This is a genomic window from Chryseobacterium sp. AC417 (assembly GCF_979258215.1).
This window is the reverse complement of record NZ_OZ409845.1, coordinates 1,729,414-1,756,177: the sequence shown is the minus strand read 5'-3', so window position 1 is coordinate 1,756,177 and position 26,764 is coordinate 1,729,414. Positions and strand designations below refer to the sequence as shown.

Genomic DNA, 26,764 nt, shown 5'->3' with positions numbered 1-26,764 from the left:
TTCATCTTCAATTCAAAATTGACTCTCTTCAGCAAAATTGACAATTCACTTATTTTAGTATTATTTCAAAGAAACTTCTGCTTTTACATTCATTCCTGTTCTCAGTCTTTTGGCAATATTTGGATCCAATTTTACAAAATCTATTTTGACAGGAAGTCTCTGGACTACTTTTACGAAGTTCCCACTTGCGTTATCCGGAGGCAAAATTGAAAAGGTAGAACCTGTTGCCGGAGAAAATGAGCTAACCACACCTTCAAAATCGGTATCCGGAAAAGCATCAATTTCTATATGAACTTTCTGTCCTTCCACCATTTTTGACACCTGAGTTTCTTTAAAATTGGCAATCACCCATTTCTGATCATTTTTCACCAAACTGAACAGTTGAGAACCTGCCTGTAAATATTGACCTGCCTGAATAGGAATTTTACCCACAAAACCGTCTTCCGGAGCAGTGATTACGGTGTAAGAAAGATTTAATCTTGCACTTTCCACATCTACTTCTCTTTGTTTTGCTACCGAACCGGCAACTGAGATTTGCTGAGAACTTGCTTCGGTTTGTGAAGATGCAATACCTGTTTGCTGCGCAATCTGGTTTCTTGTATCTACTAAAACCTGCAACTGCTTATCTGCAGATTGTTTCGCTGCCAAAGCCTGCTCGTATTGCTGTTCTGTAATCGAGTGGTCTTTTACCAAAACTGAATATCTTTTAAGATCCTGAGAAGTTTTCCAGACGTTCACTTTTGCTGCTTCAATTTGTGCATTTGCTGTTGCTACGGCAGCCTGAGAACTGCTGATATTTTTTGAAGTTGCATTGGTTGAAGACTGAGCAGAAGAAATATTGCTTTTTGCTGTTGATAAAGCTGCTAGAGCCTGCTCCAAAGCCATTCTTTGATCTTTGCTATCTAAAATAACCAAAGTGTCTCCTTTTTTTACAAACTGATTGTCTTTCACTTTTATTTCCGCAACATACCCTGAGATTTTAGAAATGACCGGATTCATGTTGGATGCAATTTGTGCATCATCCGTTTCTTCGTGAATCTGTCCGTAAGAATAGGTTCTGTATCCGTAGATTCCACCTACGACGATGATTACTGCTAAAATGATCGGAAAAACTAAACTCTTTTTCTTTTTAGGTTCAGCTGCTTGAATATTGTTATTTTCCATTTTGGATATCGTTCTGTTTTTATTTGATTGTTAAAGTTCCTGTAGTCTGTAATAGTTTTCTGTACGCCAGTGCTGCATCTGCTTTTGCATTGATCACTCCGACATTGGCTGAGATTTGTGCTGCATCCGCATCTAAAAGTTCGGTCATGGTTGCCAAACCGTTGTCGTATTTATTTTTGGTGATTCTGTAATTTTCATTTGCCTGAACTGCTGCTTTTTCGAAAACTGCAATCCTTTTTTTAGAATAATCTGAATTTTGATACTCTCTGTTTACTTCTAATTTAATATTGTCATTCAGCAATTCGTTTGTGGCAGATAATTGCATTTCTCTTGCTTTAGATTGCTTCAATGCTGAATTTTCTTTCCAAAGATTTGACAGATTATAGGAAACCCCTACTCCAACATTCACTGCATTATAAATCGTTAAAAATTTTGGAATATCAGCCGCTACATATCCTCCGGTAAATGCGATGGAGGGAAGATTTTCTGCTTTTGCCGATCTGGTTCCCAAAGCTGCTGCTTTTCTCTGTTGGTCTAAAGCCTGGAGATCTTTACGGTTTTCTCTGGCTTCATTTAAATAAAAATCAACTGGTTTTACATCATCAGATTCATCAATATAATTTTGATCGACTTCTATTTCAGTATTTTCAGGAAGACCAAGCAATAAATCCATATTGATATTGGCGATGTTGTAATTGTTTTTTGCTTCCAATAATTGCAATTCGATATTAGAAGTCTGAAGGTTTGCCTTTAAGCGGTCGTTTCTTGCAATTACACCATTATTTTCAAGCTTAAGAAAAGTGTCGTCTCTTTTTAGAGAGGCTGAAAGATTTTCTTCTAAAACTTTAATAGACTGGTTGGCTTTAAACAAATTATTATAAGCCTGAGCCACGTTATAAGCAATGGCAACTTTATCATTTTCAGTACTTAGTTTTGATGCTTCTACCAGATATTTTGCTGATTGTATGCCGTATTTTATTCTTCCGCCACTGTAAATAGGAACACTTACATTTGCTGAACCATAAGCCACCTGGTGAACTTCTGGACCGCCTGCCGAAGAAACACCGGGAATCTTCAGATCGATATTCGGTTTTAAAGGAAGATACAGATAACTCGCAGAGACGGCAAGTTCCGGCAACTGTTTATTTTTAGCTTCCAAAAGATTAGCGGTTGCCTCTTCTATATTGGCAGCATCTATTTTTAAACTTTTACTATTCTGGATTCCCAACTGTACGGCTTCATCGAGGCTGAGTTGTTTTTTTTCCTGAGCATGGGTGTACATCATTCCTGCTAAAAGTGACAGTACAATAACGGAGTTATTTATTCTCTTCATAACCTAAAAGGTCTTTTAAAATATGTTTTATATGTTGGGTAAGTTCACGGAAATACGTTTCCTCAAAAACGTCTTCGTCTTCATTGTTTTTTAAAAAATCTTTGTACATCTGTTTGGCATTGGATGCATAAAATAATGTTCCGCTTACTGTAGAATGCAGTAAATATATTGGAGGATTTTTAGTAAAAATTCCTTTTTGGAGACCACTTTCCAGAATCTTTGAATACATGGTAATGAAACTTATTTTGGTCTGCCTTATAAATTCCACAATATGAGGATTATCGCTGTAAAGCTGCTCTCTCTGCATAATTCTGAAGAACATTTTGTGCTTCCGTACTCTTTCTGAAAACTGATCAATTATTCTCTCCAGCTTTTCCCATTCATTGATATCTGTGCGTTCGACAATCTCATTAGAAAAATACTGACCTTCGCTCATTCTATACTCTACCAATCTTTCATACAGTTTTTCTTTTGAGCCGAAATAATAAGAAATCATTGAAATATTAACGTTGGCTGCTTTAGAAATTTCTCTGGTGGAAGTTCCTGTAAAACCCTTTTCAGCAAAGAGCTTTTCGGCTGCGAACAATAAATTTTCTTCTTTTGAAATCATATACTACTATTTTTCGACTGCAAATGTACTTCGAATTTTAACAAAATCAAACGATTGATTGATTTTTGTTTTAAATTTTAGAAATAGAGAATATAGATGTTGATTGTAAGAGTTATAAAATTGAATTAAATAATAAAGAAAAATTCAGACTTGAGTCTGAATTTCTATTGTGTTTTATGAATGTATCTTGAAAGTTTGATTCCTAAATCTGTCCATACAATTTTAGGATTTCCGTTCCGGGTTAAATGTAAATCTGCTGTGTTGATTTCATCTAAAATACTAATAATATTGGCACCGCTGATAAACTTTGAGAAACCAGCCCAGTTGAATCCGTTGGCATCAATTTTTTTATAAACCAATTCTTCAGACTGGTAGTTTTGTAATAAAGCCAGCCTGAAAATTTCCGAAGCATAATTAAGAAAGTTTTTTTGCTTTTCTCTGTTCCAACCTGCGATTTCTCTTGCCCAAAGAATAATATTTTTCAGAAATTCCGGTTTCTTTTTCACCATAAAAGCATCACGAACCCACTGTACAAAAAGTTTTTCAAACTCAGGATTTTTTATTTCCGAGTTCAAAAGTTTTATGGCTTCGTTCAAATTACCCTGTGCCTCGTGAGTTACTACTTTTGCCTGTTCTTCTGAAGCTGCCAATTGATTTTTAAGATAACTGCTTAAATCTTCATCTGCAATCCTTGGAACTTCTATGATTTGTGTTCTGGAAAGTATGGTTGGTAAAATATCGTCAGCACTTTCTGCTGTTAAAAGAATAATTGTTTTTGCAGGTGGCTCTTCCAAAAATTTAAGGAATTTGTTGGATGCTGCGATATTCATTTTATCAGCACGCCAGACAATGAGGATTTTTGTTCCGCCTTCAAAACTTTTTAGAGCAAATTTCTGATTTTGATCGTCAATTTCGTCTGCTGAAATAAATAACTGCTTATTTTCTGAATCTAGAAAAGCGGTCCAGTCATCATAGCTTGCATAAGGAGAATCTAACATCATCTCTCTGAACTGCTCAAATTTATTTTTACTTAATGAATTTTTATTGTCGGTAAACACCGGAAAACAAAAGTGCAGATCCAGGTGATTGAGATGCTCTACCTTAGAAGTGGCGTGTTCGTTTTCACGATTTAGAATTTCTTTTGCATACGCAAGAACCAACGGCATCGTACCATAGCCTTCTTTTCCGATGAAAAGCTGGGCGTGGCTCACTCTGTTTTCGGTGATGCTGTCCTGAAGAAGTTTTTTAAGATTTTCCTGTCCTGCGATGTTTTCCCAATTCATGTTTCAAAGATAAAAGAAATTTACGGAAAAGGGAATCGGCGAATTGTCAATTTTGTTCAGCAGTTTAAAAATTCACAACAAAGCTAATTCACGATTGACAATTCTCTATAAAAAGCCCTTAACAAACTTTAACCTCAGTAAATTTTTACAATTCATTAATATTTAAGATATTTGCGCATTATTTTAAAAATATAGAATGAAAAAAATTTTTGTACTATCATTCATTTCAGTTGGGTACTTCCTTAATGCGCAGAATTTGAGTAACTCACCTTATGCGACTTATGGAATTGGTGATGTAAAATATGATAATACTATTGAAAATGTCTCTATGGGAGGTATTTCTACTGCTTACATAAGTGATTTCAGCAGTAACTTCAACTTCGGAAACCCTGCGAATAACAGCAATTTCGATTTAACAAGTATCAAACTTGAAGCTACCAACGAAAATAATTACTTTAAAACTGATTATAATAATACAAAGTCTACAAAACATTCTACGTATTTATCTAATATTTCTTTGGCATTTCCTATTTCTTCGAAGATTAAAATGGGACTTTTGTATCAACCTTACAGCTCAAAGAGCTATGATATCGTTAATACCGAAACAATGGCAGACGGTACCATTTACGGAAACCGTTTCAGAGGTAGCGGAACTTTGAACACTGCTCAGGCAGCGTTATCTTATAAAATAAACTCAGAACTTGCAGTGGGTGTTCGTGCCAATTTGTACTTTGGAAACTTGTATGACACCAACGAATTCACAACATCTACAGCTGAACTTATCAACGGCTACGAAACCAAAAACAGCATCAGAAATTTAAATTTCACGCTGGGAACAAGCTACCAAAAGCTGAACACGAGTACAGACCGTAAGTTTACGGTAGGTGCAACGGCAACCTTTGGTAACACCAGTAATATGACTACAGAATATCTGAACAGCACCTATTATTATACAGACGGCGAAGTGAAGGCGGGACAAACGACCATTGATGCTAAAAGTACAAACTCTAAAAACTTATTGCCATTACAGGCTTCTTTAGGGGTGGGTTATGGTAGCGAAAACCAATGGTTCTTATCTGCTCAGGTAGACTATAAAAAAGGAGAAACCATCAGTTACTTCGGGAATACTTATGATTTTAATGATTCTTACAGAGTTTCTGCCGGAGGTTGGTATCTTCCAAATTACAACAACTTCAGAAGTTATTTTTCGAGAATAGTATACCGTTACGGTGCGTTCTACGAAAAAGGGAATCTTGAGATTGCAGGAAACAACATCAATAAATTCGGTGTTTCTGCAGGAGTTATGTTGCCATTCAAAACCAGCAGCATCACAAGAATGAGTGGTCTTGAAATTGGTGTAGAACTTGGGAAAAGAGGAACACTGAAAGACAATCTTATCAATCAGAATTTTGTTAATTTAAGAGTAGGATTCAATTTTGCTGATAAGTGGTTTAGAAAATCTCTTTACAACTAAAATGAAATTGATCTTTAACATATCATATAAAAATATAGCATACCTTTTTAGTTGTGCTATATTTTTTATGCTTACTTCCTGTGAAGAAGATCTTACGAAACAAAATGGAAGTCAAAGTAAAAATTTCCCCTCGCAGATCATCAATAATGCTAAAATAATTCAGCGAGACTCAGGATTCATTACTTTGAAAGCTACCGCTCCTATCATTGAACAATATCAATTGATAGACAGTCCTTACACGATTGCAAGAAGAGGAATGAAAATAGAGTTTTTCGACAAAAAAAATCCTAAAAAACCCGGCAATATTACTGCTAAATATGCTAAAATATATGAGTACAAGCAGTTTTATGAGGCAAGAGGTAATGTGAAGATTCTTACAAGTGACGGACAAAGATTTGCTACACAAAGTGTTTTTTGGGACAAAAAGAGAAATAGGATTTATACTAAAGATACCGTTTATACGACAACCGCAGACGGTTCTGTACTCGTTGGAGCCAACGGAATGACCGCAAAAGATGACTTCTCAGAATATACTTTTTACAACAATTCCGGTGATCTTGATATCAGCAAAAGTAAAATTGCCGAATCTAAAAAATAAATTATAAAATTATGATTTATCAAGCGATTGGGTTGATGTCTGGAACAAGCTTAGACGGTTTGGATATCTGTCTGGCAAAGTTTGAAAAACAAAATTCGATCTGGAAATTTCAAATTTTAAAGGCTGAAACTCTACCCTATTCTGAAAAATGGGAAAACCGACTTAGAAATTCCCTCCATTTATCAGCAGAAAAACTTCTAGAACTTCATTCTGAGTACGGATTTTATTTAGGAATCGCAGTTAAAGATTTTATTCAAAAGTATAATCTGAAAAACATCGATGTCATCGCATCGCATGGACACACCGTTTTTCATCAGCCTCAAAAAAAATTCACTTTACAGATTGGTGACGGACGAGCCATTAAAATAGAAACCGGGTTACCTGTGGTTTACGATTTTCGCTCACAAGATGTCTTGATGGGTGGAAATGGGGCTCCACTGGTTCCGATTGGTGACGAACTTCTGTTTTCAGAATACGATGCGTGTCTGAACCTTGGAGGATTTTCTAATATTTCATTAAAGTATAACGGAAAAAGAATCGCCTTCGATATTGCTCCGGTGAATATTGTTTTAAATAAATTAGCCCAAAACTTTAATCAGAATTTTGATACAAACGGAGATTTAGCCAAACAGGGGGAAATTCATTCTGAGTTACTCAGCAAGCTAAATTCTTTGGAGTTTTATCATCAATCTCATCCGAAATCATTGGGAATTGAATGGTGCTATGAGAATATATTTCCTTTGTTCACAGACGTAGATCCAAAAGATATATTAGCGACTTTTACAGAACATTGTGCAGAACAAATCTCAAAGGTTTTCAATCAATATCAACTAAAAAAAGTTCTCTTTACCGGTGGTGGAACTTTCAATTCGTATTTAATTGAAAAAATTAAAGAAAAAACAAAATCAGTAATCATTATTCCTGAAAAAGAAATGATCAATTTTAAAGAAGCTTTAATTTTTGCTTTGATGGGAGTTTTGAGAATGAATGGTGAAATCAATGTTCTTGCTTCAGCCACAGGAAGCACTAATGACCACAGTTCGGGTATTATTGCATAATACAATATTATATCACACTATGTTTGTCATTCCACAGGAATTTTAACACAATAAAAATAGATAGATTCCCTCCAGAATGATAATTGCTAAATTAAAAACCTTCATTTCTGAAGGTTTTGATCTTATTTATACGCTTCAATCTTATCCGTCAAAGTATTAATGAAATTCTGAAGTGGTTTTTCTACCATCATTTTGATGAAAGGATTAAACTTACCTTCAAATAGCATCTGTACTTCTGTCTGGTTTTCATTAAGAGGTTTCAACGTTGCCAGAAGAGTAAAGTCTAAACTAGAACTTGCAGATTTTAAAACTGCTTTTTCTTCGGTTACTTCGTCTATTTTTAAAGCAATCTCGGGCATCCCCTGAAGTCCGAACTTGAACCCATCTTCTCTGCTTTCAAACTTCTGAAGACCGTCTGGCATAAAATCTTTGTAATTTTCCGGTGTTTTTAGCAACTCAGATAACTCTTTAGATGATTTATTGACAATAATTTTTCGTCCTTCTAAATTCATTTCTTTATTTTTGTATTTAAATTCTTACAAATGTATAAAGTTTTTGTGAACGAAAAAAAATTATTACTGTCTAAACAGTCTGAAGACTTAGAAAAAGCTCTGAAATATGACAGTTTCACAACTTTAGAAATTGCTCTCGATCTCCTGCAAAATACATCTGTAAAAGAACTGAATGTATACGGAGAACAGATTGAGGAAATCTGGGAAGAATTTAAAAAGCTTTTCAGAATCATTGAGGCTGCAGGAGGTATTGTCAACAGATCCAATGGCGATATTCTTTTCATTAAAAGACTGGGAAAATGGGATCTGCCAAAAGGTAAAATGGAAAAAGGAGAATCCCGTGAAGAATCTGCGGTACGGGAAATTGAAGAAGAAACCAATTTACAAAATGTGGAGCTTTTAGATTTTATCAATACCACCTACCATATCTATGTTGAAAGAAACGGTGACAGAGTTTTAAAATACACCCATTGGTTTGAAATGAATTTTGAAGGTGAAGACACTTCCAAACCACAGCTTGAGGAAGGAATTACAGAAGTTGCATGGAAAAACACATCACAGATTGAAAGTGAAGTTTTTGCGAGTACTTTTAAAAATATTCAGTTGATTATTAAAGAATTCTGGGAGACTAAAGCTAAATAAAATCAATTGCTTTTTCTAAAGAAATTCCTCGCGAAGCTTTCAATAAAATATTCTCTGACTGAATTTTGTTTGAATCAAGGTATTTAATTAAATCTGAAGTATTTTCGAACGATTTTGAAGAATCATTGACTGCTTTAAAATGTTTCCCAACAGTGATAATTTCGTTAAAACCTAAATCGTGGGCACTTTTCAGAATGTTTATATGTTCCAGTGTACTTTCTTCACCCAATTCGAGCATATCGCCTATAATGATCGTTTTAGTTCCTTCAAAATTGATAAAGTTTTGTAAAGAAGCCATCATCGAGCTCGGATTGGCATTGTAGGTATCTAAAACCAAAGTTTTGTTATTTTTTTTAACGATTTGAGAACGCATATTTGTAGGTACGTAATTCTGAATTGCTTCTTTGATTTGATCAATTGAAACTCCGAAATGAAGTCCGAAACTTGCTGCGGCGCAGAGATTAGTAAAATTATAATCTCCCGTAAGCTGTGATAAGGCTTTTGTATCCTGATAATCTAATCCTACAAAGTGATCATCAGAAAAGATTTCGAAAAAATAATCTGAATTTCGTTTTCCGAAAGTTATTTTTGAAAGATAATCAATAGTTTTCTCTACCTGAATCTGATCATTTTCGTTGACTAAAATAGTTTGTTGGCTATTTTTCAGGTAATCATACAATTCAGATTTACCTTTTATAACTCCTTCAAAGCCTCCGAAACCTTCTAAATGAGCTTTTCCGAAATTGGTAATGTATCCGAAACTAGGTTTTGATAAAGTACACAAAAGTTCAATTTCTTTCTGATGATTGGCTCCCATCTCAATAACCGCCATCTCATGTTCTGGTTTTATCGATAAAATAGTAAGTGGCACACCGATGTGATTATTTAAATTTCCATGAGTATACTGAACATTATATTTTTGAGAAAGCACTGCATGAATCAATTCTTTCGTTGTTGTTTTGCCATTGCTTCCTGTAAGCCCGATGATCGGAATCTGCAATTGGTTTCTGTGATGAACAGCCAGATCCTGAAGAAACTTTAAAGTGGATGGCACATAAAATATATTCTCTTCTGCATTTTCAAAATTTTGATCTTCAACAATCACTGCCGAAGCGCCGTCTTTAATTGCCTTTTCTGCTAAAGATGCAGCATTGAAATTATCTCCTGAAAAAGCAAAGAAAATATCATTTGTATTGATCTTTCTGCTGTCGATTGTTATTTTTTCTGCATTTAAAAATAATGGATAAAACTGTTCTATATTCATGTAGATAATTTCTAATAATTTTTTGTAAAATAACCTAATACTATCTCTTTTCGTTTCGTTCTTAACGAAGGTAATTTCACGATTCAAAAATAAAAAAACCTCCGGAAAATTCGAGAGGTTTTTTGTAAGTATTTTGAAATATTATCTTCTTGTTCTAGCTTTATCGTTTACTCTAGCATCTTGTGCTACACGGAAACCGATCCAACCATAACCAGAATTCTCAGTTTTGTATCTTCTTTGTCCCGGATCTAGCCAATACGCTGAATCTTGCCAAGAACCACCCTTCACAACTCTGATGTCATTAGTGATAGCAGATGTTCTGTCTCTTGTATCTTTCTGCATAATAACCTTACCATTACCGTCAACTACAAATCTTGTTGTTGGAGCGTTGTACATATTGTAAGAAGCAGAAGAGTCACTTGCATTTCTATAATCTAATGAAGACATTCTGTCGCCATCTCTATAGTTTCTGTAATCGGCAATAGTTTCTCTTTCAAACTGACCAGGAAGGTTTTTGTAAACCAATCTTCCGTCAGCTAAAGTATCGTATTTTATAGTACCCTCGTCTACCATTTTGTAAGAACCGTCTCCGTTTCTTACGATAGCTTGAGGCATATTTCCTCTGTAATAATTAAAGTCGCTTGCGTCTTCATCAATGATAGGTCTGTAAACATCTGCAGTCCACTCAGAAACGTTTCCGAACATACCATATACACCGATATCATTTGAAGGAAACTGTCTAACATCTGAAGTTTGTGCGGCCCCATCGTTTTTCCAACCTGGTAAACCTGAATAATCACCTCTACCTTGTTTGAAGTTAGCCAAGATCATCCCTCTGTCTTTACCCTTAGTACCTCTAAGCATATCGATTTGAGGTTTCTTCTCTGTATAGCTGTTGTATTCTCTGTTTTTTTCCATTCCAAGAGCAGCATATTCCCATTCTACTTCTGTAGGAAGTCTGAATTTCGTAACCATTGCTGAACTAGGAGATCTGTTAGCAGCAAGCAATCTTTGGTTGGTCGTTTTCATACCAGATTTTTGTGCCATTCTTTGCTCATTGATGTAACCTTGCATTTCAGGATCATTCGATTTGAATTTATCCATATTGAATGCTGTTCCACCTTGGTTATTAGATTCATTGATATACAAATCTTTTGCAATAATACCTGCCTGCATCAAAGCCTTTTCATTTGCTCTGTCTGTCAACCATTCGCAGTATCTGTTTGCCTGTGTCCAAGAAACACCTACTACCGGATAATAATCATAGTTCTGATCTCTGAAATAAGTTTCATTAAGATCATTTCTAGATAATTTGTTATCCCATAATAAAGTATCGGGTAACGCACCATTATAGATTTCCTTGAAACTAGGGTCACTAGGTGGGAAAACATACTTCAACCATGTAAGGTATTCACGGTATTCGTAGTTAGTAATTTCTGTTTCACCGATAAAGAATGAGCTAACCTGCATTCTGCGAGGCGAGTTATTCCAATCATGCATTACATCATCTTTCACTAATCCCATGGTAAAAGTTCCACCTTCTACATAAACCATACCTGGCCATCCTTTCTGCTTTTGTTGCTTTCCTGCAAAAAACCAACCTTGTTTCTCGTTTGGTTTCCAACCTGTCTTGCTGACAAATTTTTTAGTACCCCCTCCTTTGCTGGTACCGGACCCTCCACAGCTGGTTAATGCAAGTGTAGAACTTAATGCTATTAATGAAAACAACTTTAGTTTTTTCATAGTCGATATAAATATTATTCAAAGTACAAAGAAAAAATAAATTATTCAATAAATCAAGTAAAGATTTGATTTTTTTTGAAAACGTTAACAAATTAATTTTATTGTATCACTGTTTAATTCTAAAATTTTCATTTATTTTGTAATTTAGAAATTTCAAAAACAAACATGAGACTAAAAACGACTCTATTCTTTATATTCGCTTTCATATCAACGACTTGGGCTCAAAAAATCTCAATAGAATGGGATGGAGCAAAAATCGAAGATTTCGGCGATGTAAAGAAGACTCTTCCAAAATTTAAAAATGAAGGTTTTTCTTTCAGCCAAAATAATATATTTATCCTGAACAGACAAAAAATTGGGGAAAATGAACTGAAAGTTTCTAATCTTGTATGGGAAAACATTTCAAATAAAGACCTGTTCGATGTCAATAAAAATCTTTTACCCAATTATGATATTGCAGATATTACTTACTACTATTCAGAAGGTGAAAGATTTGCTAATGTGAATGTCGCTTTATTTAAAAATGTAAAAGGCAGAATTTTGAGACTGGCTTCCTTTGAAATATCGCCAGCTAATCTCCGTGCTAATTTCAGTGCGAAAAAAGTAGGAACTACAGCAAACCCTTTAGCGACCGGAGCTTTTTATAAAATAAAAGTTGACAAATCCGGAATTTTTAAAATTACTGCACAATTTTTAAGAGATAACGGAATCAATCCTTCCAACATAAACCCGAAGAATTTCAGAATTTATGGAAATGGCGGGATCATGCTTCCGGAACATAATCAGGATGTAAGATACAGTGCCCTCCAAGAAAACTCCATTCAAGTGGTGGGTGAAGATGACAATGTTTGGAATGATGCCGATTACGCCTTGTTTTATGCTCAGGGACCCAATGGATATAATTTATACAATACCTCGAACGGAAACGGATTTAAGAGAAATGATACACGATTTGATCAAAGTGATAACTTAAAAAACATTTACGAAGATTTTTCTTACTACTACATCAATTTTGACAAAGGTGCAGGAAAAAGAGTTCAAAACATTGACCTAAATTTGCCTACTACTCCGCTTATTACAAGATATGATGATTATCAGGTCATCAATACAGATCAGAAAAATGTGATGAAAGTAGGACGAATCTGGGTTGAAGATCAACCTTTTGCCACAGAAAAAACAGTAACTTTTAATTTAAAATCTCCTATTCAGGGTTCAGATGTGATACGTTACAAAACTCAGGTTATAGGATACAGAGCCCAAGGAAACAGCATTGCATTCAATGTCAATAATCAAAATCCTTTTGTTGATATTTCTACGTCTTCAGATCTGGATTTCAGACCTTTTATATATTTCGGAACCATCAGCAATTTAAGTGGCAATCAGATTAGTATTAAATACAACCCGAATATTTCGATTAATCCTAATGGAGCCTTTCATCTTGACTATGTTGAAGTGCAATACAAAGAAGATTTAAAATTCAATGGAACCCAAATGAATTTCCGTGATTTTTCTCTTCAAAGTGGCACAAACACCAATTACGGTTTCAGCATTACTACCGCAGCAAATATGGAACAGGTTTGGGATGTTACCGATATTACAAATGCTAACAGAAGAGTAAATAAAGCTGCCGGAACTGGTAATTTTAATTTTGCTTACACAGCATCTAATCCTGATTTTAACAATGAATTTGTCGCTTTCCGCGCAGATGCAGCTTTTACACCACTATATGTAGAAAGAATAAATAATCAAAATCTTTCTGCATTACAAAATGTGGACTATCTGATAATTGCTACTCCTGAAATGACATCTCAGGCTCAAAGACTGGCCAATTATCATCAGACAAAAAATAATTACAACGTTCAGATTGTTGATCCTGCTAAAATATATAATGAATTTGGAAGCGGAAGCAGAGATCTTACTGCTATCAGAGATTTTGTCACCAAACTTAACACACCATCTGGAGCTTTAAAGTATGTTTTCATCTTAGGAGATACTTCTTATGATTACAAAAACAGAATTCCCAATAATTCAAATATCGTTTCCAGCTACGAAAGTGAAGAGTCTGCTGATTTTATCAGTTCTTTTGTGACAGACGATTATATTGTAATGACGAAACCTCAAACCAATTCTTTTATTTCAAACAATCTTCCTGATCTTCCGGTAGGCAGAATTCCTGCTGCAAATCCTAGTGAGGCAGCTAATATGATGGATAAAACCTTGGCCTATTACAATTCGCTGTCTGGTCAGTCAACACCCTTTGGAGAATGGAGAATGAAACTTGATTTTGTGGTAGATGATGATAATGATGGCGGAATCCCTTTCCATACTATTATGAATAATACACTGGAAAGCACATTTGAAATTCCGGCAAGCACAATTCTTAAAGAATACAATGTAAGGAAGCTATATCTAGATGCTTTTCAGGCGCAGAGTACTGCAGGAGGAAGAAGATATCCACAAGTAAATCAGGCAATATTCAATGATTTAGGTAACAGTTTATATCTTTTCTATTTCGGTCATGGCGGAATCAACGGATGGGCACAGGAAAGAGTTTTTACATTAGATGAGATTCAGAATGCCAACAATTTTTCTAATGTATACAGTAGATTTCCATTTATCTCAACGATAACCTGTGAATTTACACTTTGGGATGAACCTGCAACAGCTTCTGCTGGTGAACAATTAATGAAACTGAAGCAAGGAGGACCATCTTCAATGATTACTTCCAGCCGTGCAGTGGGTGTAGGATACGGGATAGATTTCACCAATCTTTACACTAAAGATATTTTTAAATTAGTAAATGACAATTTTATATCAATAGGTGACGCGCATTTAAATGCAAAAAAACTACGTGGTGCAGATCCGAATCATTTAAAAGTAAATCTTCTTGGGGATCCTGCAATGAAACTGAGCAGACCGCAGAGATTATTAGTGATAGATAATATTGCAACTCCTGTTCCCGGTCTTATCAGAGGATTAGATTTTGTAAAAATAACAGGTCATATTAATAATTCTAATGGATCTACGAACACAACCTTTAACGGAAGAGTTGTCATTAATATTTTTGATAAAAGACTCAATAAATCAACTCTAAATAACAATGGAGCTTTAACACCGGTTTTAAACTACACCGAAGAAGGAAGTGCAATTGTAAAAGCATCCGGAACCGCTGTAAATGGCGTTTTTACAGTAGAATTTTATGTACCGAAAGACATCAATTACGCTGTAGGTGAAGGAAGGTTGCTGGCGTACGCAGATAACAAATCTTTTGATGTATTTAATAATCAGGCAGTACAGGTAGGTGACCTTAATCCTAACGGAATTAATGATAATGAGCCGCCAAAAGTAAAACTTTACATGAACAATACGAATTTTGCAAACGGCGGAATTACCAATCAAAGCCCAATGCTTCTTGCGTGTGTGACTGATGATACAGGAATAAATTCTACCGGTTCTGGTATTGGTCACGATATTACTGTATATTTGGACGGACAAATTATTAACACCGTCGTTTTAAATGATTTCTATGCTTCGGGTGAAGGAAATGGATGTCTTAATCCCGGCTTGGCAGACTACCAGAAAGGGAATGTAACCTATCCTTTCAGGAACCTGGCAATAGGACAACATCAGTTGACATTTAAAGTATGGGACATAAACAATAATTCGACGACTGAAACGTTAAACTTTGAAGTTAAGGATGAAACAGATCAGCATTTAGTGATCAACCGCCCGCTGAACTGGCCAAACCCTTTTACAAACAAAACGTACATTCATTTTGAGCATAATTGTGATGATATTTTGGATGTAAACGTTCAAATTTATACGATTACAGGAAAATTAGTAAGAACTTTAAGTCAGCCAGTTGTTGCAGAACCCTTCCTACAGGGGTTTAGAACGCCACGTCAGGCAATTGAATGGGACGGAAAAGACGATTTTGGTGATACAGTAGCAAAAGGTACATATATTTTTAAGATATTTGCAAAAAGCCAAAATCAAGAAAAATGCAAAGGAAGTGCTACAGCTGTAGAAAAAATGGTACTTTTGAAGTAAAATAATAAACAATTAAGAATATCAATAGAAAACTGATAATATATAAAAGACAACATATGAATTTAACTACTAAACTGCTTGTGGGGATTGGTTTGAGTGCTGGGTTTTTAGGCTATGCACAAGATTTGAGTCAGGTAAGACCTGTTTTAACCGGAGCTCCATTCTTGAGAATTGCGCCAGATGCAAAGTCCGGAGGTATGGGAGATCAGGGGGTCGTTACTTCCCCGGATGCTTTCTCTCAATTTTGGAATGCAGCCAAATATCCTTTTAGCAGAACAAGTTCTTCTGTGGGTATTAACTACACACCATATATGGGGAAACTTACTAATGATGTATTTTTACTATACGGAGCTTTCCATAAATTTTTAGGTCAGGAAGAGAGATCTACGATCTCTGCAAGTATCTATTATTTTAACATGGGTGAAGTTGATCTTACTACCTTGGTAGGAAATGACGTAACATCTTTGGGTACTTCAAAACCAAACGAATTCTCAATTGACGTAGCATACGGTCTTAAACTTTCCGATTCTTATTCAATGGCAGTTACAGGTAGATTTATTCGTTCAGATTTGGCCGGAGGATTCAACACAGACACTACTCTTAAACCGGCAAATAGTTTTGCGGTAGACGTTTCAGGATATTATACATCTCCGAAATTCTCTAGCTTTGGAGGATATGACGGAAAATTGAATGCAGGTTTTGCAATTACAAACTTAGGTCCAAAATTAGACTATACAGGTAATGAAGAATCAAGATCTTATCTTCCTACAATGGCTAGATTAGGGGTTGGTTATGATATGTATCTGGATGATGTAAACAGAATCGGACTGAGCGTAGAAGGTTCTAAAATTTTAGTTCCGGGATCTGAATTTGTAGGGAATGATCCTAATACAAGACAGCCTATCTATGCAGTTCCGAATGTAGGTGTAATGGAAGGAATTTCAAAGTCATTCAAAAATCCTGAATCCATCATGTACAGTGGTGCTTTAGAATATTCTTATGACAATGCATTTGCAGTAAGAGGCGGTTACTTCCACGAAAGTGAAGTACAGGGTGCAAGACAATTTGCAACTGCAGGTATTGGTTTAAAATACCGTTCTTTCGGATTGGATATTTCTTATCTTATCAATATGTCTAAAATTAATACTGCTTTGGATAACACTCTTCGTTTCGGTCTTACCTGGAACATTGGTGAAGAAACTTCTAACGTAGATTATTAAAATATAAAGTCAATAGTGAATATTAATCGAATTAAATTCACTTAAATTATGACTTGCTATCAATAAAAGTCCCATAAAATGTGGGACTTTTGTTATGTATAAAAGATCAGTTAAAATTATTTACTCTTTTTTCCAACTTTGATATTTATTAAATAAAATTCACAATTCAATTACGAAGTAAAACCGACAATTCAGTTTTAACTCTTATTTTTGTAAAATGAATTATTCTTCGGAGCTAAAAAAAATCGTTACCAGCCAATATGTATATTCTTCCATAAGAATTACGTTGGCAACGGTTATCCCGTGTCTGGTTCTCTCCTATTTCGGTTTACTTAAAGAATACTTCCTTTTTCCCTTGGGAACCAGCTTTGTAGCACTGACAGATCAGCCGGGACCATTTATCAGAAGAAGAAATTCATTAACGTTTGCAATTTTCTGTTTTGTTATTGTTGCTTCAATAGCAAGTCTAGTAAAGGGGATAATTCCATTGGTTATCTTAGAAATTGTCGCTTTCGGAATGTTTTTTTCGTTGATTGGCGTGTACGGACAAAGACTTGCCGCCGTTGGATCATTGGCATTAGTTGTATTAGCAATCTTTATTGACGGACATTTAACGGGAGTCAACATTCTCAAAAGTCTGATTATTTTTACCGCAGGTTGTATTTGGTTTTTACTAATTTTCTTAGTCGTAACAACCATTCAGCCTTATAAACTCGCCAGTCAGATGATTGGTGAAAATTATTTGCAACTGGCAGAATTTCTAAAGATTAAAGCTAATTTTTATCAGAAAAACCCTGATTTTGACCGTTTGAACACACAAATCATCGCCAAACAGATTGAGATCAAAAATTTGCAGGAAGAAACCCGGGAAACGGTTTTCAAAACAAGAACCATCGTCAACGAATCCACCACAATAAGCAGACTGCTAATGTTGATGTTTCTAAATTCGCTGGATTTGCACGAAAAACTCATGACTTCAGAAAGTGATTATAAAAAATTGCAGCAGAGTTTTGAAGATTCCACAATTCTTGTTCAGATTCATGATTATTTAAATATACTTTCAGAAGAAATTTCCAACATCGGAATTTCTTTGCAAAGCAGTACCCGTGCAAAACCTATTTTTAATCTCGAAGCTCGTTCGCAAGATCTCAACATTCATTATTTTGAACTTAGAAATAAAGCGATGAATCCCGATACGCTGGAAAACTTTATGATTTTGAGACAAATCATGATGCGCATCAACGAAATCACAAAAGAAATCAGCGACATTTATAAAGTTTTTGCCCAAAATGTAAAATTGGCAAAAAGTCTTTCCACAGGTTTAGATTTAAAAAAGTTTTTGCCTAATGAAGAAAAAATAAATTTTAAAGTTTTAAAAAGCAATATATCGCTTACCTCATCACATTTCCGCCATGCGATCAGGATTACAACGGCTTTGCTCTTAGGATATTTGGTTTCCCAGCTCCCATTTCTGGTAATTGGTCATACCTACTGGATTTTAATTACGATTGTCGCCATTTTAAAACCCGCCTACTCCATTACCAAACAAAGGAATCTACTTCGTTTCTATGGGACCGTAGTAGGAGCCGTGATAGCTTATGCCATCCTATACTACGTTCATATTAATGCAATACTGTTTTCAATTCTGTTACTCAGCATGATTTTATGTTTCAGTTTGCTAAAAGGCAGATATTTCTGGGCAGTTCTTTTTATGACGATGTATATTTTTATGAGCTTTAATTTCCTAAATCCCGGTAATATCAACGTTATTTTTAAAGACAGAATTGTTGATACCGTCATTGCAGGAATCATTGCATTTTTGGTTTCTTATATGGTGCTTCCGGTTTGGGAACATACACAGAATTTAGATTTAATGAAAAAATCTGCAGAATCTAATCTTACGTATTTTCACAGTGTAATGTCCAAATTTCTTAATGAAGATTTTGATCTGCAAGATTATAAAGTAAAACGAAAAAATGCCATCATTTCATTAGCCAACCTTTCGGATAATTTTCAGAGAATGATTTCTGATCCAAAAAATCAGCAGAAAAAACTAGAAGTGGTACATCAGTTTGTAACAACTTCCCATCTGATTACAGCTTACACCGCATCACTTTCACAATATTCAAAAAATAATAAAACGTATCCTGAAATAGATTCTGAAAGCTGGACAAAAAAAATAGAAGCCGAAATGAATCAGGTTTCTGTATTGCTTAATGATCAAAAAATTCCCGAAACTTTAAGAATGGACAGTCGCTTAGAGCCTGAAGATTCTTCGATAGAAAATTTATTGATTCAAAGAAAATCTGAATTGCTGGAAAATGAAATATTCGACCGCAGAGATCCTAATAAAATTTCGCATTTAACCGAACTTAAAAATATACACGATGTTCTGGAACTGATTTATGATGTTGCTAAAGAACAAAGAAAAGTGATTGAAACATACAGAGCAGAAACTACTACTCTTCCACAATCGTAAAGCAGTAATCATCAAAGAATTTCACTCTGGCTTTAAATTCATCTGAAATATTTTCATCATGCACTCTGCAGCTAATATCGAAAAGATGCTTTAATTCAAATGGTTTTACCTCATAATGCTTCTTCAGAGACCAATGTTTGGAATGGTGAATTTTGTACATACTTTCTTTCACGCTCCAGATAATCGTGTAAAAAGTCACTTCATTATCAAAAGGAATAAATCCTCTTTCATTTTCGTAGGTAAATTTGTCGATAACCCTTAAAATTTTAGGATTGAATTTCTCAATATCAATTCCTATTTTATTTTTTGATATGGCAATCGCTGCAAACGGAAAAGAATGCGTAATTGATATTTCTGCGTCTTTCGGTGAAAGAAAAGGTTCTCTTTCTTTGTATAAAATTTTAGAATCTGGTTTTAAACTTTTCAAAAGTTTGCGTACCATCAGAACCTCCAATAGTTTTTTCGGATGATAATCTTTTACTTTTTCAGCATTTTCAGGCTCCAAAAGCTCATCAATAGACAGCTTGTCCTCATCCTCGTCGTACTTCCATACAAGAATTGTAGCATTGTGGTCAGAAAAATCGCGGTAAAGAGGCATATTTGGTCAGCAGAATATTAGTTTGTAAATTTGCAAAAAATATTTCGAATGGAAGCGATAACAATTATACCAAAAGATAAGGAAGAGGAATCTTTCTTAAAGAATCTTTTCGAAAAAATGCACATTAATTTTTTTTTAAGTAGTGAGAAAGATGCTGTTTCAGAATCACAAAGTTCTTACAATCAAACATTTGTTGAGAAAATAAAAAAAGGAGAAGAAGATATTGAAAACGGAAAAACAAGAAAACTGGCTTTAGATAATCTATGGAAATAATTCTTGTTGATTCTGCGGAAGAAGATTTAGTTTATTGGAAAATTCTGGTAATACGAAAATTCAAAATAAAATTAAAGAATTATTGAGAAACATTTGCCAAACACCTTTTGAAGGAATTGGTAAGCCTGAAGCACTAAAACACAATCTTTCAGGATATTGGTCAAGAAGAATAAATAGAGAACACAGAATTGTTTATCAGGTAGACGATGAAAAAGAAATAATTTATGTACATTCTCTAAAAGGGCATTATTAAATTAAAAAATATTACAAATAAATTCAGATTAATGGAAACCACAACACAATACGTTCCTTATAAAGTTAAGGATATTTCTCTGGCAGAATGGGGAAGAAAAGAAATTACGCTTGCTGAGGCAGAAATGCCCGGTTTGATGTCTATCCGTGAAGAATACGGACCTTCTCAACCTTTGAAAGGTGCAAGAATCGCAGGATGTCTTCACATGACTATTCAAACTGCCGTTTTGATCGAAACTTTAGTAGCTCTTGGAGCTGAAGTTACCTGGTCTTCTTGTAACATTTTCTCTACGCAGGATCATGCTGCTGCTGCTATTGCTGCTGCAGGAATCCAGGTTTATGCTTGGAAAGGTCTTGATGAAGAATCTTTTGACTGGTGTATCGAGCAAACATTGTTCTTCGGAGAAGACAGAAAACCATTGAACATGATTTTGGATGATGGTGGAGATTTAACAAATATGGTTTTTGATAAATATCCTGAATTTACAGCAGGAATTAAAGGGCTTTCTGAAGAAACTACAACCGGAGTTCACAGATTGTACGAAAGAATGAAAAACGGAACTTTGGTGATGCCTGCAATCAATGTAAATGATTCGGTTACTAAATCTAAATTTGACAACAAATACGGATGTAAAGAATCTGCAGTAGATGCGGTAAGAAGAGCAACTGACATTATGTTGGCTGGTAAAAGAGTGGTAGTTTGCGGTTACGGAGACGTTGGTAAAGGTACTGCTGCTTCTTTCAGAGGAGCAGGTTCTATCGTTACGGTAACTGAAATCGATCCTATCTGTGCTTTACAGGCTGCAATGGACGGTTTTGAAGTAAAAAGATTAGACACTGTAGTAGATAATGCAGATATCGTAATTACGACCACTGGTAACTTTAATATCGTAAGAAAAGAACATTTCTTAAAATTAAAAGATAAAGCAATCGTTTGTAACATCGGTCACTTTGATAACGAAATCGATATGGCTTGGTTAAACGAAAACTACGGTCACACAAAATCTGAAGTGAAACCTCAGGTTGACATCTATACTTTGGAAGAAGGTAAAGAAGTGATCATCCTTGCAGAAGGGAGATTGGTAAACCTTGGTTGTGCAACAGGTCACCCAAGTTTTGTAATGTCTAACTCTTTCTCTAACCAGACTTTGGCTCAGATCGAACTTTGGACAAACTCTGAAGCTTACGGAAATGAAGTGTATATGTTGCCTAAACATTTAGATGAAAAAGTAGCTGCTTTACACCTTAAAAAATTAAGCGTAGAGCTTGAAACCCTTACCACTGAACAAGCTGATTATATCGGTGTAGATGTGAAAGGACCTTATAAGCCAGAATATTACAGATACTAATTAGCAATTAGCAATTAGCAATTAGCAATTAGCAATTAGCAATTAGCAATTAGCAATTAGCAAAAATAGAACGCTTCAGAATTTTTCTGGAGCGTTTTTTTATTATCTATTTTATCAGGAGCTTAATCACGCTATCCGCTGTATCTTTTTTACGGTTTCCTCCGCTTCGCTCCGGAAACCGCAAAAAAGGATGCCACTTCTATCGTGGCTATACGGAAACACATTAATTGAAATTTCGTCAATTTTTAAAAGGACAGAAACAAAAAAACGTGATCAGGTAAAAGTTTTGGTTAAAAAATAATATATTTGAACAATTATACATATTAAAAACATAATTATGAAAAAACAAGGAGTGTCGAATGCGTTTGTAGCAGCATCATGGGTTGCTTTAGGAGCAGGAATGATCGGTTACATCGTAGGTTTGGTAAGAGCAGAAATGCAGTTGAACGAGAAGGGTTATTATTTTACCATTCTGCTTTACGGATTATTTGCTGTGGTATCTTTACAGAAAGCAGTAAGAGACAGGATGGAAAACATCAAAGTCACCGATATTTACTACGGTATTTGCTGGTTTGCAACGCTATCATCCATCATTTTGTTAACCATCGGACTTTGGAATGCCACTATACTTCCAAGTGAGAAAGGTTTTTATGCTTTTGCATTTTTGCTGGCTCTGTTTGGCGCAATTGCCGTCCAGAAAAATACCCGTGATAATATGATGGAAGATTAAATCATAAAAAATAAATCGTTCAATACTCACTAAAATTGGTGAGTATTTTTTTGTTTGTTAAATCTCTATTTCACAAAATATTGACATGTCTAAAAATTTACTATATTTGCTGTTTAACAGATTATTAAAAACACAAAAATAATTTGTTATTATTAAGGATATCTGTAAATATCGATTTTAAGAAATAAAAATTGATAAAAATAAAAGATCATTTTATTTGTATCTTCTCATACCAAATTTCATTACTATGAAAAAATTATTACTGATTACTATTTGTATTCTTTTCTTCCAGATTACAAAAGCACAGAATGAGTTTATTACGGTTTGGAAACCTGGCAATGTTTCTACACAGAATATAGCAGGCGGAATTGCTTCTACCTCTACACAGTATCTGGTTTCCGGGAAGAGGAAATAATTATAATGTGTCTTGGGAAGAAATAGGATTTCCTTCGCACAATGGCAGCTTATCAAACATTTCTTCTACTCTGCATTTCCTTATTGATTTTGGAACTCCACAAAATCCCGTTGCAGCAAATGCGACATACCGCGTGAAGGTAAGCAACGGAAATGGAACTTTTCAAAGAGTGAAATTTTATGATCCTTTGGGTTCTATTTTTTTTGGAGACCCAAGTAAAATCTTACAAATTGAGCATTGGGGGAATATTGTATGGACCAATATGGATTTTGCTTACTCATCCTGCCCACATTTGGATATGACTGCGACAGATATACCCAATTTAACCAATGTTACAAGTTTCGAAAGCATATTTTTTTCTTGCGCTTCTCTTGTGGGCAACAGCAGTTTTAATAATTGGGATACTTCAAACGTGACAGACTTACAGGCTGCATTTTCAAACAGCCCGTTATTCAACCAGCCTCTTGGCAATTGGGATACTTCTAATGTAACAAGAATGATCTTGACATTTGCACTCTCTACATCATTTAATCAAAATATTAATACTTGGGATACTGGGAATGTTCAAACTTTTAATGCAATGTTTTATAATGCAAGCGCGTTCAACCAACCTTTAGGAGATTGGGATATGTCTAGTGCCATAGAAATCGAATTAATGTTTTCGGGGGCTCTTTCATTTAATAAGCCTATCGGAAATTGGAATACTTCAAATGTCATAGATTTCCAAAGAACTTTCTTGAGTGCACCCAATTTTAACCAGCCTATAGGTAATTGGGACACTTCGAGCGGAATTTATATGGCCGGAATGTTTCAAAATGCAACGGCGTTCAACCAAGATATTAAAGACTGGAATACCGGAAATGTCATCAGTTTTAACAGTATGTTTCAGAATGCGACATCCTTTAATCAGGATATTAAGAATTGGAATACCGGAAATGCTACCCACTTAAACAGCATGTTTCAAAATGCAACCTCCTTTAACCAAGATCTTAAGAATTGGAACACTTCAAATGTATTGTTTATGAATTCAATGTTTCAAAACGCTACATCATTTAATCAAGATATCGGTAAATGGAATACAGGACAGGTAACGAATATGAGTAATATGTTCAATGGAGCAACCAACTTTAATCAAAGTCTAGGAAGCTGGAATCTTTTTTCCCTTACTTCTGCGAGTAATTTATTTCTAAATTCCGGCGTAAATTGTCAAAACTATGACAGCACACTTTTAGGATGGTCTAATAATCCTTTAACTCCGCAAAACATAAGCATTTTAAGTGCCTCACCTCTTAAATATTCTCATCCGGCAGCAGTGACTGCGAGAAATTTTTTAATAACATCCAAAGGCTGGGCAATAACGGGAGATGCATATGATGGAGAGTGCCAATCTGTACTTTCTACTTCAGAAAACACTATCAAAAACGAAATTTCTATCTATCCAAATCCTGCAACAGATTTTATTTACGTTAAAAATCTTCCGAAAGAAGCAAAAGAATACCAGATTATAGATTTTAGCGGAAGAATCATCAGTAAAAATAAACCGGATCAAGAAATGATTAATGTTCAGCAATTAGTTCCCGGTAGTTATATTTTAAAAATTATAATGAAAGACAAGGCTGAGAATTTTAAGTTTATTAAAAAATAATCATTTAATGATATCTTCCTTTAAAGAATCCTGACATGAAAAAGATCATTATACTATTTATATTTGCTGCATTTTTCCAAATAACAAAAGCTCAGGATGAATTTATTACCATCTGGAAACCGGGCATCTCTCAGGTGATCCATTTTCCAGGACGAGGAACCAATTTTAGTGTGACCTGGGAAGAAATAGGATATCCGCAACATAATGGAAATATAAGCGACATCAGCTCCACCGTAGATTTTACGATTAATTTTGGAACGCCACTCAATCCTTCAGCTGCAAATGCTACATACAGGGTAAAAATCAGTGATGGAAATGGAAATTTTAATCAGGTAAAATTCTTCGACAACACAATAACTCCGATTTATCTCGGGCCAGACAGGGAAAAATTACTCGATGTATCACAATGGGGAAATATACATTGGCAGACTTTTGATAACGCTTTTGTATTTTGTACCAATCTTGATATTACTGCAACGGATGCTCCGGATCTCAGTTTGGTAACCAGCACCAGAGAAATGTTTTATCTATGCTCCTCACTGATAGGAAATGCAAGCTTTAATAATTGGAACACTTCAAATCTGACAACGATCAACTCTATGTTCTCCGCAGCTGATTTATTTAATGCTCCAATTGAAAACTGGGATGTTTCTAACGTGACTGATTTTTATGCGGTATTTGATATGGCAGGAGACTTTAACCAGCCTTTGAGAGACTGGGATACCTCCAGTGCTACAACGATGGAGCATATGTTTCACGGTGCAACTTCGTTTAATCAGAATATAGAAAAATGGAACACTTCGGGTGTTGAGAATATGGATATGATGTTTGCCGTAACGACCAATTTTAATCAAAATATAGGATCATGGAACCTGAGCTCACTAGAGTCGGCAGTCGATATGCTTATTTCTTCCGGCCTAAACTGCCAGAACTACGATAACGCTTTGTTTGGCTGGAATAACAATCCTCAAACTCCCAACGGTATCAATCTCGGAATTGCATCACCTTTATTTTACGCTCATCCCGCAGCGGTGGCAGCACGAAACAATCTAATAAACAATAAAAATTGGCAGGTATCAGGAGATAATCACAATGCATCCTGCAATTCAGTCTTACAAGTTTCTGAGCCTGAGAAAAAAACGGGGCTCATTATTTATCCAAATCCGGCAGATGATGTCATCTTTTTAAAAAATAATAAGGACGCTAAAAGCTTTATCATCACTGATGTAACAGGCAGAATCATTATGAAAGACACCTTGAATAAAGATTATATCAATATACAAAACCTTTCGCAGGGAAATTATATTTTACAGATCATCACGAATAAGGGTACAGAAAACTTTAAGTTCATCAAAAAATAAACAAAAATGCCTCGCAAAATCGCAAGGCATTTATTTTATCACAAATCTGAATTACTACAAATCATACAAATTAGGATGCTTCGCTTTGATATCATCTACCGTTCCCAACACCTTATCTTTCAAAGTATCCTGATAAATCTGAAGTTTTTCTGCTGTATTTTCATCTCCGGTTCCTAATATTTTCGCCGCTAAAATTCCGGCATTCAAAGCTCCGTTTAATGCAACAGTTGCCACAGGAATTCCACCGGGCATTTGAAGTATGGATAGAACAGAATCCCAACCGTCAATAGAATTACTCGATAAAATAGGAACTCCGATTACAGGCAAAGTTGTACAGCTTGCGACCATTCCTGGAAGATGGGCTGCTCCGCCCGCTCCTGCAATAATAACTTTCAAACCTCTTTTTTTGGCATGTTTGGCATAATCAAACATTCTTTCCGGAGTTCTGTGTGCAGAAACCACGGTCAATTCGTAAGGAATGTCTAAGCTTTTTAAAAAATCTGCCGCCAGTTCCATGATTGGTAAGTCGCTCTGACTTCCCATGATAATTCCTACCATATCTTCAATTTTATTAGATTTTTCAAAGATAAGAATTTTAACAGAGCTGAATGGTTAAAGGTAATGTTGCTTCGTATGTCAGTTGTCAATTTCGAATTTCACAATTGCTTAAATAAAAGTTACAGACCATTGCTCATTGACTTATTTCAAAAT

23 protein-coding genes are annotated in these 26,764 nt (G+C 35.1%); 14 read left to right on the top strand and 9 right to left on the bottom strand.

What is annotated here, in order from left to right; all coding sequences use genetic code 11:
- Positions 1–60: 60 nt before the first annotated feature.
- The 4 genes from ACZZ9T_RS08495 to ACZZ9T_RS08480 all read right to left on the bottom strand — a co-directional run bounded on the left by ACZZ9T_RS08495 (position 61) and on the right by ACZZ9T_RS08480 (position 4,390).
- Positions 61–1,164: an HlyD family secretion protein gene (locus ACZZ9T_RS08495; protein ID WP_463441712.1), complete on the bottom strand. Its 1,104-nt coding sequence runs from the start codon at positions 1,162–1,164 to the stop codon at positions 61–63.
- Positions 1,165–1,183: 19 nt separating this feature from the next.
- Entirely contained in the window at positions 1,184–2,497 is a 1,314-nt protein-coding gene (locus ACZZ9T_RS08490) for a TolC family protein (RefSeq protein ID WP_463441711.1), read from the bottom strand.
- Positions 2,481–3,107, bottom strand: coding sequence for a TetR/AcrR family transcriptional regulator (locus ACZZ9T_RS08485; protein ID WP_463441710.1), 627 nt, complete (start codon positions 3,105–3,107; stop codon positions 2,481–2,483). Before ACZZ9T_RS08485 ends, ACZZ9T_RS08490 begins: the two co-directional genes overlap by 17 nt.
- A gap of 164 nt (positions 3,108–3,271) precedes the next feature.
- The gene (locus ACZZ9T_RS08480) at positions 3,272–4,390 is read right to left on the bottom strand and encodes a DNA polymerase III subunit (protein WP_463441709.1); all 1,119 of its coding nucleotides are present in this window, start codon (positions 4,388–4,390) and stop codon (positions 3,272–3,274) included.
- 196 nt (positions 4,391–4,586) lie between these two features.
- Here ACZZ9T_RS08480 and ACZZ9T_RS08475 point away from each other — a divergent pair, with 196 nt between their 5' ends.
- From ACZZ9T_RS08475 to ACZZ9T_RS08465, 3 genes are read left to right on the top strand one after another with little or no spacing between them, the layout of a single operon-like run.
- Entirely contained in the window at positions 4,587–5,864 is a 1,278-nt protein-coding gene (locus ACZZ9T_RS08475) for a hypothetical protein (protein ID WP_463431329.1), read from the top strand.
- Between the two features lies 1 nt (position 5,865).
- Complete coding sequence (lptC, locus tag ACZZ9T_RS08470; RefSeq protein WP_463431327.1) at positions 5,866–6,462, top strand: LPS export ABC transporter periplasmic protein LptC; 597 nt, start codon at positions 5,866–5,868, stop codon at positions 6,460–6,462.
- Between the two features lie 11 nt (positions 6,463–6,473).
- A complete protein-coding gene (locus tag ACZZ9T_RS08465; protein ID WP_463441708.1) occupies positions 6,474–7,520 on the top strand; it encodes an anhydro-N-acetylmuramic acid kinase in 1,047 nt (348 codons plus the stop codon).
- Positions 7,521–7,642: 122 nt separating this feature from the next.
- Here the strand turns inward: ACZZ9T_RS08465 and ACZZ9T_RS08460 are convergent, their stop codons facing one another.
- Complete coding sequence (locus tag ACZZ9T_RS08460; RefSeq protein WP_463431323.1) at positions 7,643–8,032, bottom strand: SRPBCC family protein; 390 nt, start codon at positions 8,030–8,032, stop codon at positions 7,643–7,645.
- Between the two features lie 30 nt (positions 8,033–8,062).
- Between ACZZ9T_RS08460 and ACZZ9T_RS08455 the strand changes: the two genes are divergently transcribed.
- The gene (locus ACZZ9T_RS08455; RefSeq protein WP_463441707.1) at positions 8,063–8,674 is read left to right on the top strand and encodes an NUDIX hydrolase; all 612 of its coding nucleotides are present in this window, start codon (positions 8,063–8,065) and stop codon (positions 8,672–8,674) included.
- Here ACZZ9T_RS08455 and ACZZ9T_RS08450 read toward each other — a convergent pair.
- On the bottom strand, positions 8,667–9,938 hold the full coding sequence (locus ACZZ9T_RS08450) for a UDP-N-acetylmuramoyl-tripeptide--D-alanyl-D-alanine ligase (protein ID WP_463441706.1): 1,272 nt from the start codon (positions 9,936–9,938) through the stop codon (positions 8,667–8,669). The genes ACZZ9T_RS08455 and ACZZ9T_RS08450 overlap by 8 nt on opposite strands.
- 141 nt (positions 9,939–10,079) lie before the next feature.
- On the bottom strand, positions 10,080–11,681 hold the full coding sequence (gldJ, locus tag ACZZ9T_RS08445) for a gliding motility lipoprotein GldJ (RefSeq protein ID WP_463431317.1): 1,602 nt from the start codon (positions 11,679–11,681) through the stop codon (positions 10,080–10,082).
- A 165-nt stretch (positions 11,682–11,846) separates the two neighbouring features.
- On the opposite strand from gldJ, the gene porU reads away from it, so the two are divergent.
- The 3 genes from porU to ACZZ9T_RS08430 all read left to right on the top strand — a co-directional run bounded on the left by porU (position 11,847) and on the right by ACZZ9T_RS08430 (position 19,430).
- Complete coding sequence (gene porU / locus ACZZ9T_RS08440) at positions 11,847–15,731, top strand: type IX secretion system sortase PorU (protein WP_463441705.1); 3,885 nt, start codon at positions 11,847–11,849, stop codon at positions 15,729–15,731.
- Positions 15,732–15,787: 56 nt separating this feature from the next.
- Positions 15,788–16,951 (top strand): type IX secretion system outer membrane channel protein PorV, encoded by a 1,164-nt coding sequence (gene porV, locus ACZZ9T_RS08435; protein WP_463441704.1) that lies wholly within the window; start codon positions 15,788–15,790, stop codon positions 16,949–16,951.
- Between the two features lie 217 nt (positions 16,952–17,168).
- Positions 17,169–19,430: an FUSC family protein gene (locus ACZZ9T_RS08430; protein WP_463441703.1), complete on the top strand. Its 2,262-nt coding sequence runs from the start codon at positions 17,169–17,171 to the stop codon at positions 19,428–19,430.
- Here the strand turns inward: ACZZ9T_RS08430 and ACZZ9T_RS08425 are convergent.
- Entirely contained in the window at positions 19,411–20,028 is a 618-nt protein-coding gene (locus ACZZ9T_RS08425; RefSeq protein WP_463441702.1) for a 4'-phosphopantetheinyl transferase family protein, read from the bottom strand. The two genes, ACZZ9T_RS08430 and ACZZ9T_RS08425, sit on opposite strands and share 20 nt — an antisense overlap.
- 48 nt (positions 20,029–20,076) lie before the next feature.
- Here ACZZ9T_RS08425 and ACZZ9T_RS08420 point away from each other — a divergent pair, with 48 nt between their 5' ends.
- From ACZZ9T_RS08420 to ACZZ9T_RS08390, 7 genes are all read left to right on the top strand, one after another.
- Complete coding sequence (locus ACZZ9T_RS08420; protein WP_463441701.1) at positions 20,077–20,301, top strand: DUF2683 family protein; 225 nt, start codon at positions 20,077–20,079, stop codon at positions 20,299–20,301.
- A gap of 82 nt (positions 20,302–20,383) precedes the next feature.
- Positions 20,384–20,554, top strand: coding sequence for a Txe/YoeB family addiction module toxin (locus ACZZ9T_RS08415; RefSeq protein WP_463441700.1), 171 nt, complete (start codon positions 20,384–20,386; stop codon positions 20,552–20,554).
- 31 nt (positions 20,555–20,585) lie between these two features.
- Positions 20,586–21,902, top strand: a complete 1,317-nt coding sequence (gene ahcY, locus ACZZ9T_RS08410) for an adenosylhomocysteinase (RefSeq protein ID WP_463431303.1) — start codon at positions 20,586–20,588, stop codon at positions 21,900–21,902.
- Between the two features lie 337 nt (positions 21,903–22,239).
- A complete protein-coding gene (gene yiaA / locus ACZZ9T_RS08405) occupies positions 22,240–22,632 on the top strand; it encodes an inner membrane protein YiaA (protein WP_463431301.1) in 393 nt (130 codons plus the stop codon).
- 247 nt (positions 22,633–22,879) lie between these two features.
- Entirely contained in the window at positions 22,880–23,047 is a 168-nt protein-coding gene (locus ACZZ9T_RS08400; protein ID WP_463441699.1) for a hypothetical protein, read from the top strand.
- Positions 23,001–24,692 carry a BspA family leucine-rich repeat surface protein gene (locus tag ACZZ9T_RS08395; RefSeq protein WP_463441698.1) on the top strand — a complete coding sequence of 564 codons (1,692 nt, stop codon included), beginning with the start codon at positions 23,001–23,003 and terminating at the stop codon, positions 24,690–24,692. Before ACZZ9T_RS08400 ends, ACZZ9T_RS08395 begins: the two co-directional genes overlap by 47 nt.
- A 35-nt stretch (positions 24,693–24,727) precedes the next feature.
- A complete protein-coding gene (locus ACZZ9T_RS08390) occupies positions 24,728–26,053 on the top strand; it encodes a BspA family leucine-rich repeat surface protein (RefSeq protein ID WP_463441697.1) in 1,326 nt (441 codons plus the stop codon).
- A gap of 54 nt (positions 26,054–26,107) precedes the next feature.
- Here the strand turns inward: ACZZ9T_RS08390 and purE are convergent, their stop codons facing one another.
- The gene (gene purE / locus ACZZ9T_RS08385; protein WP_463431295.1) at positions 26,108–26,611 is read right to left on the bottom strand and encodes a 5-(carboxyamino)imidazole ribonucleotide mutase; all 504 of its coding nucleotides are present in this window, start codon (positions 26,609–26,611) and stop codon (positions 26,108–26,110) included.
- Positions 26,612–26,764: the final 153 nt, after the last annotated feature.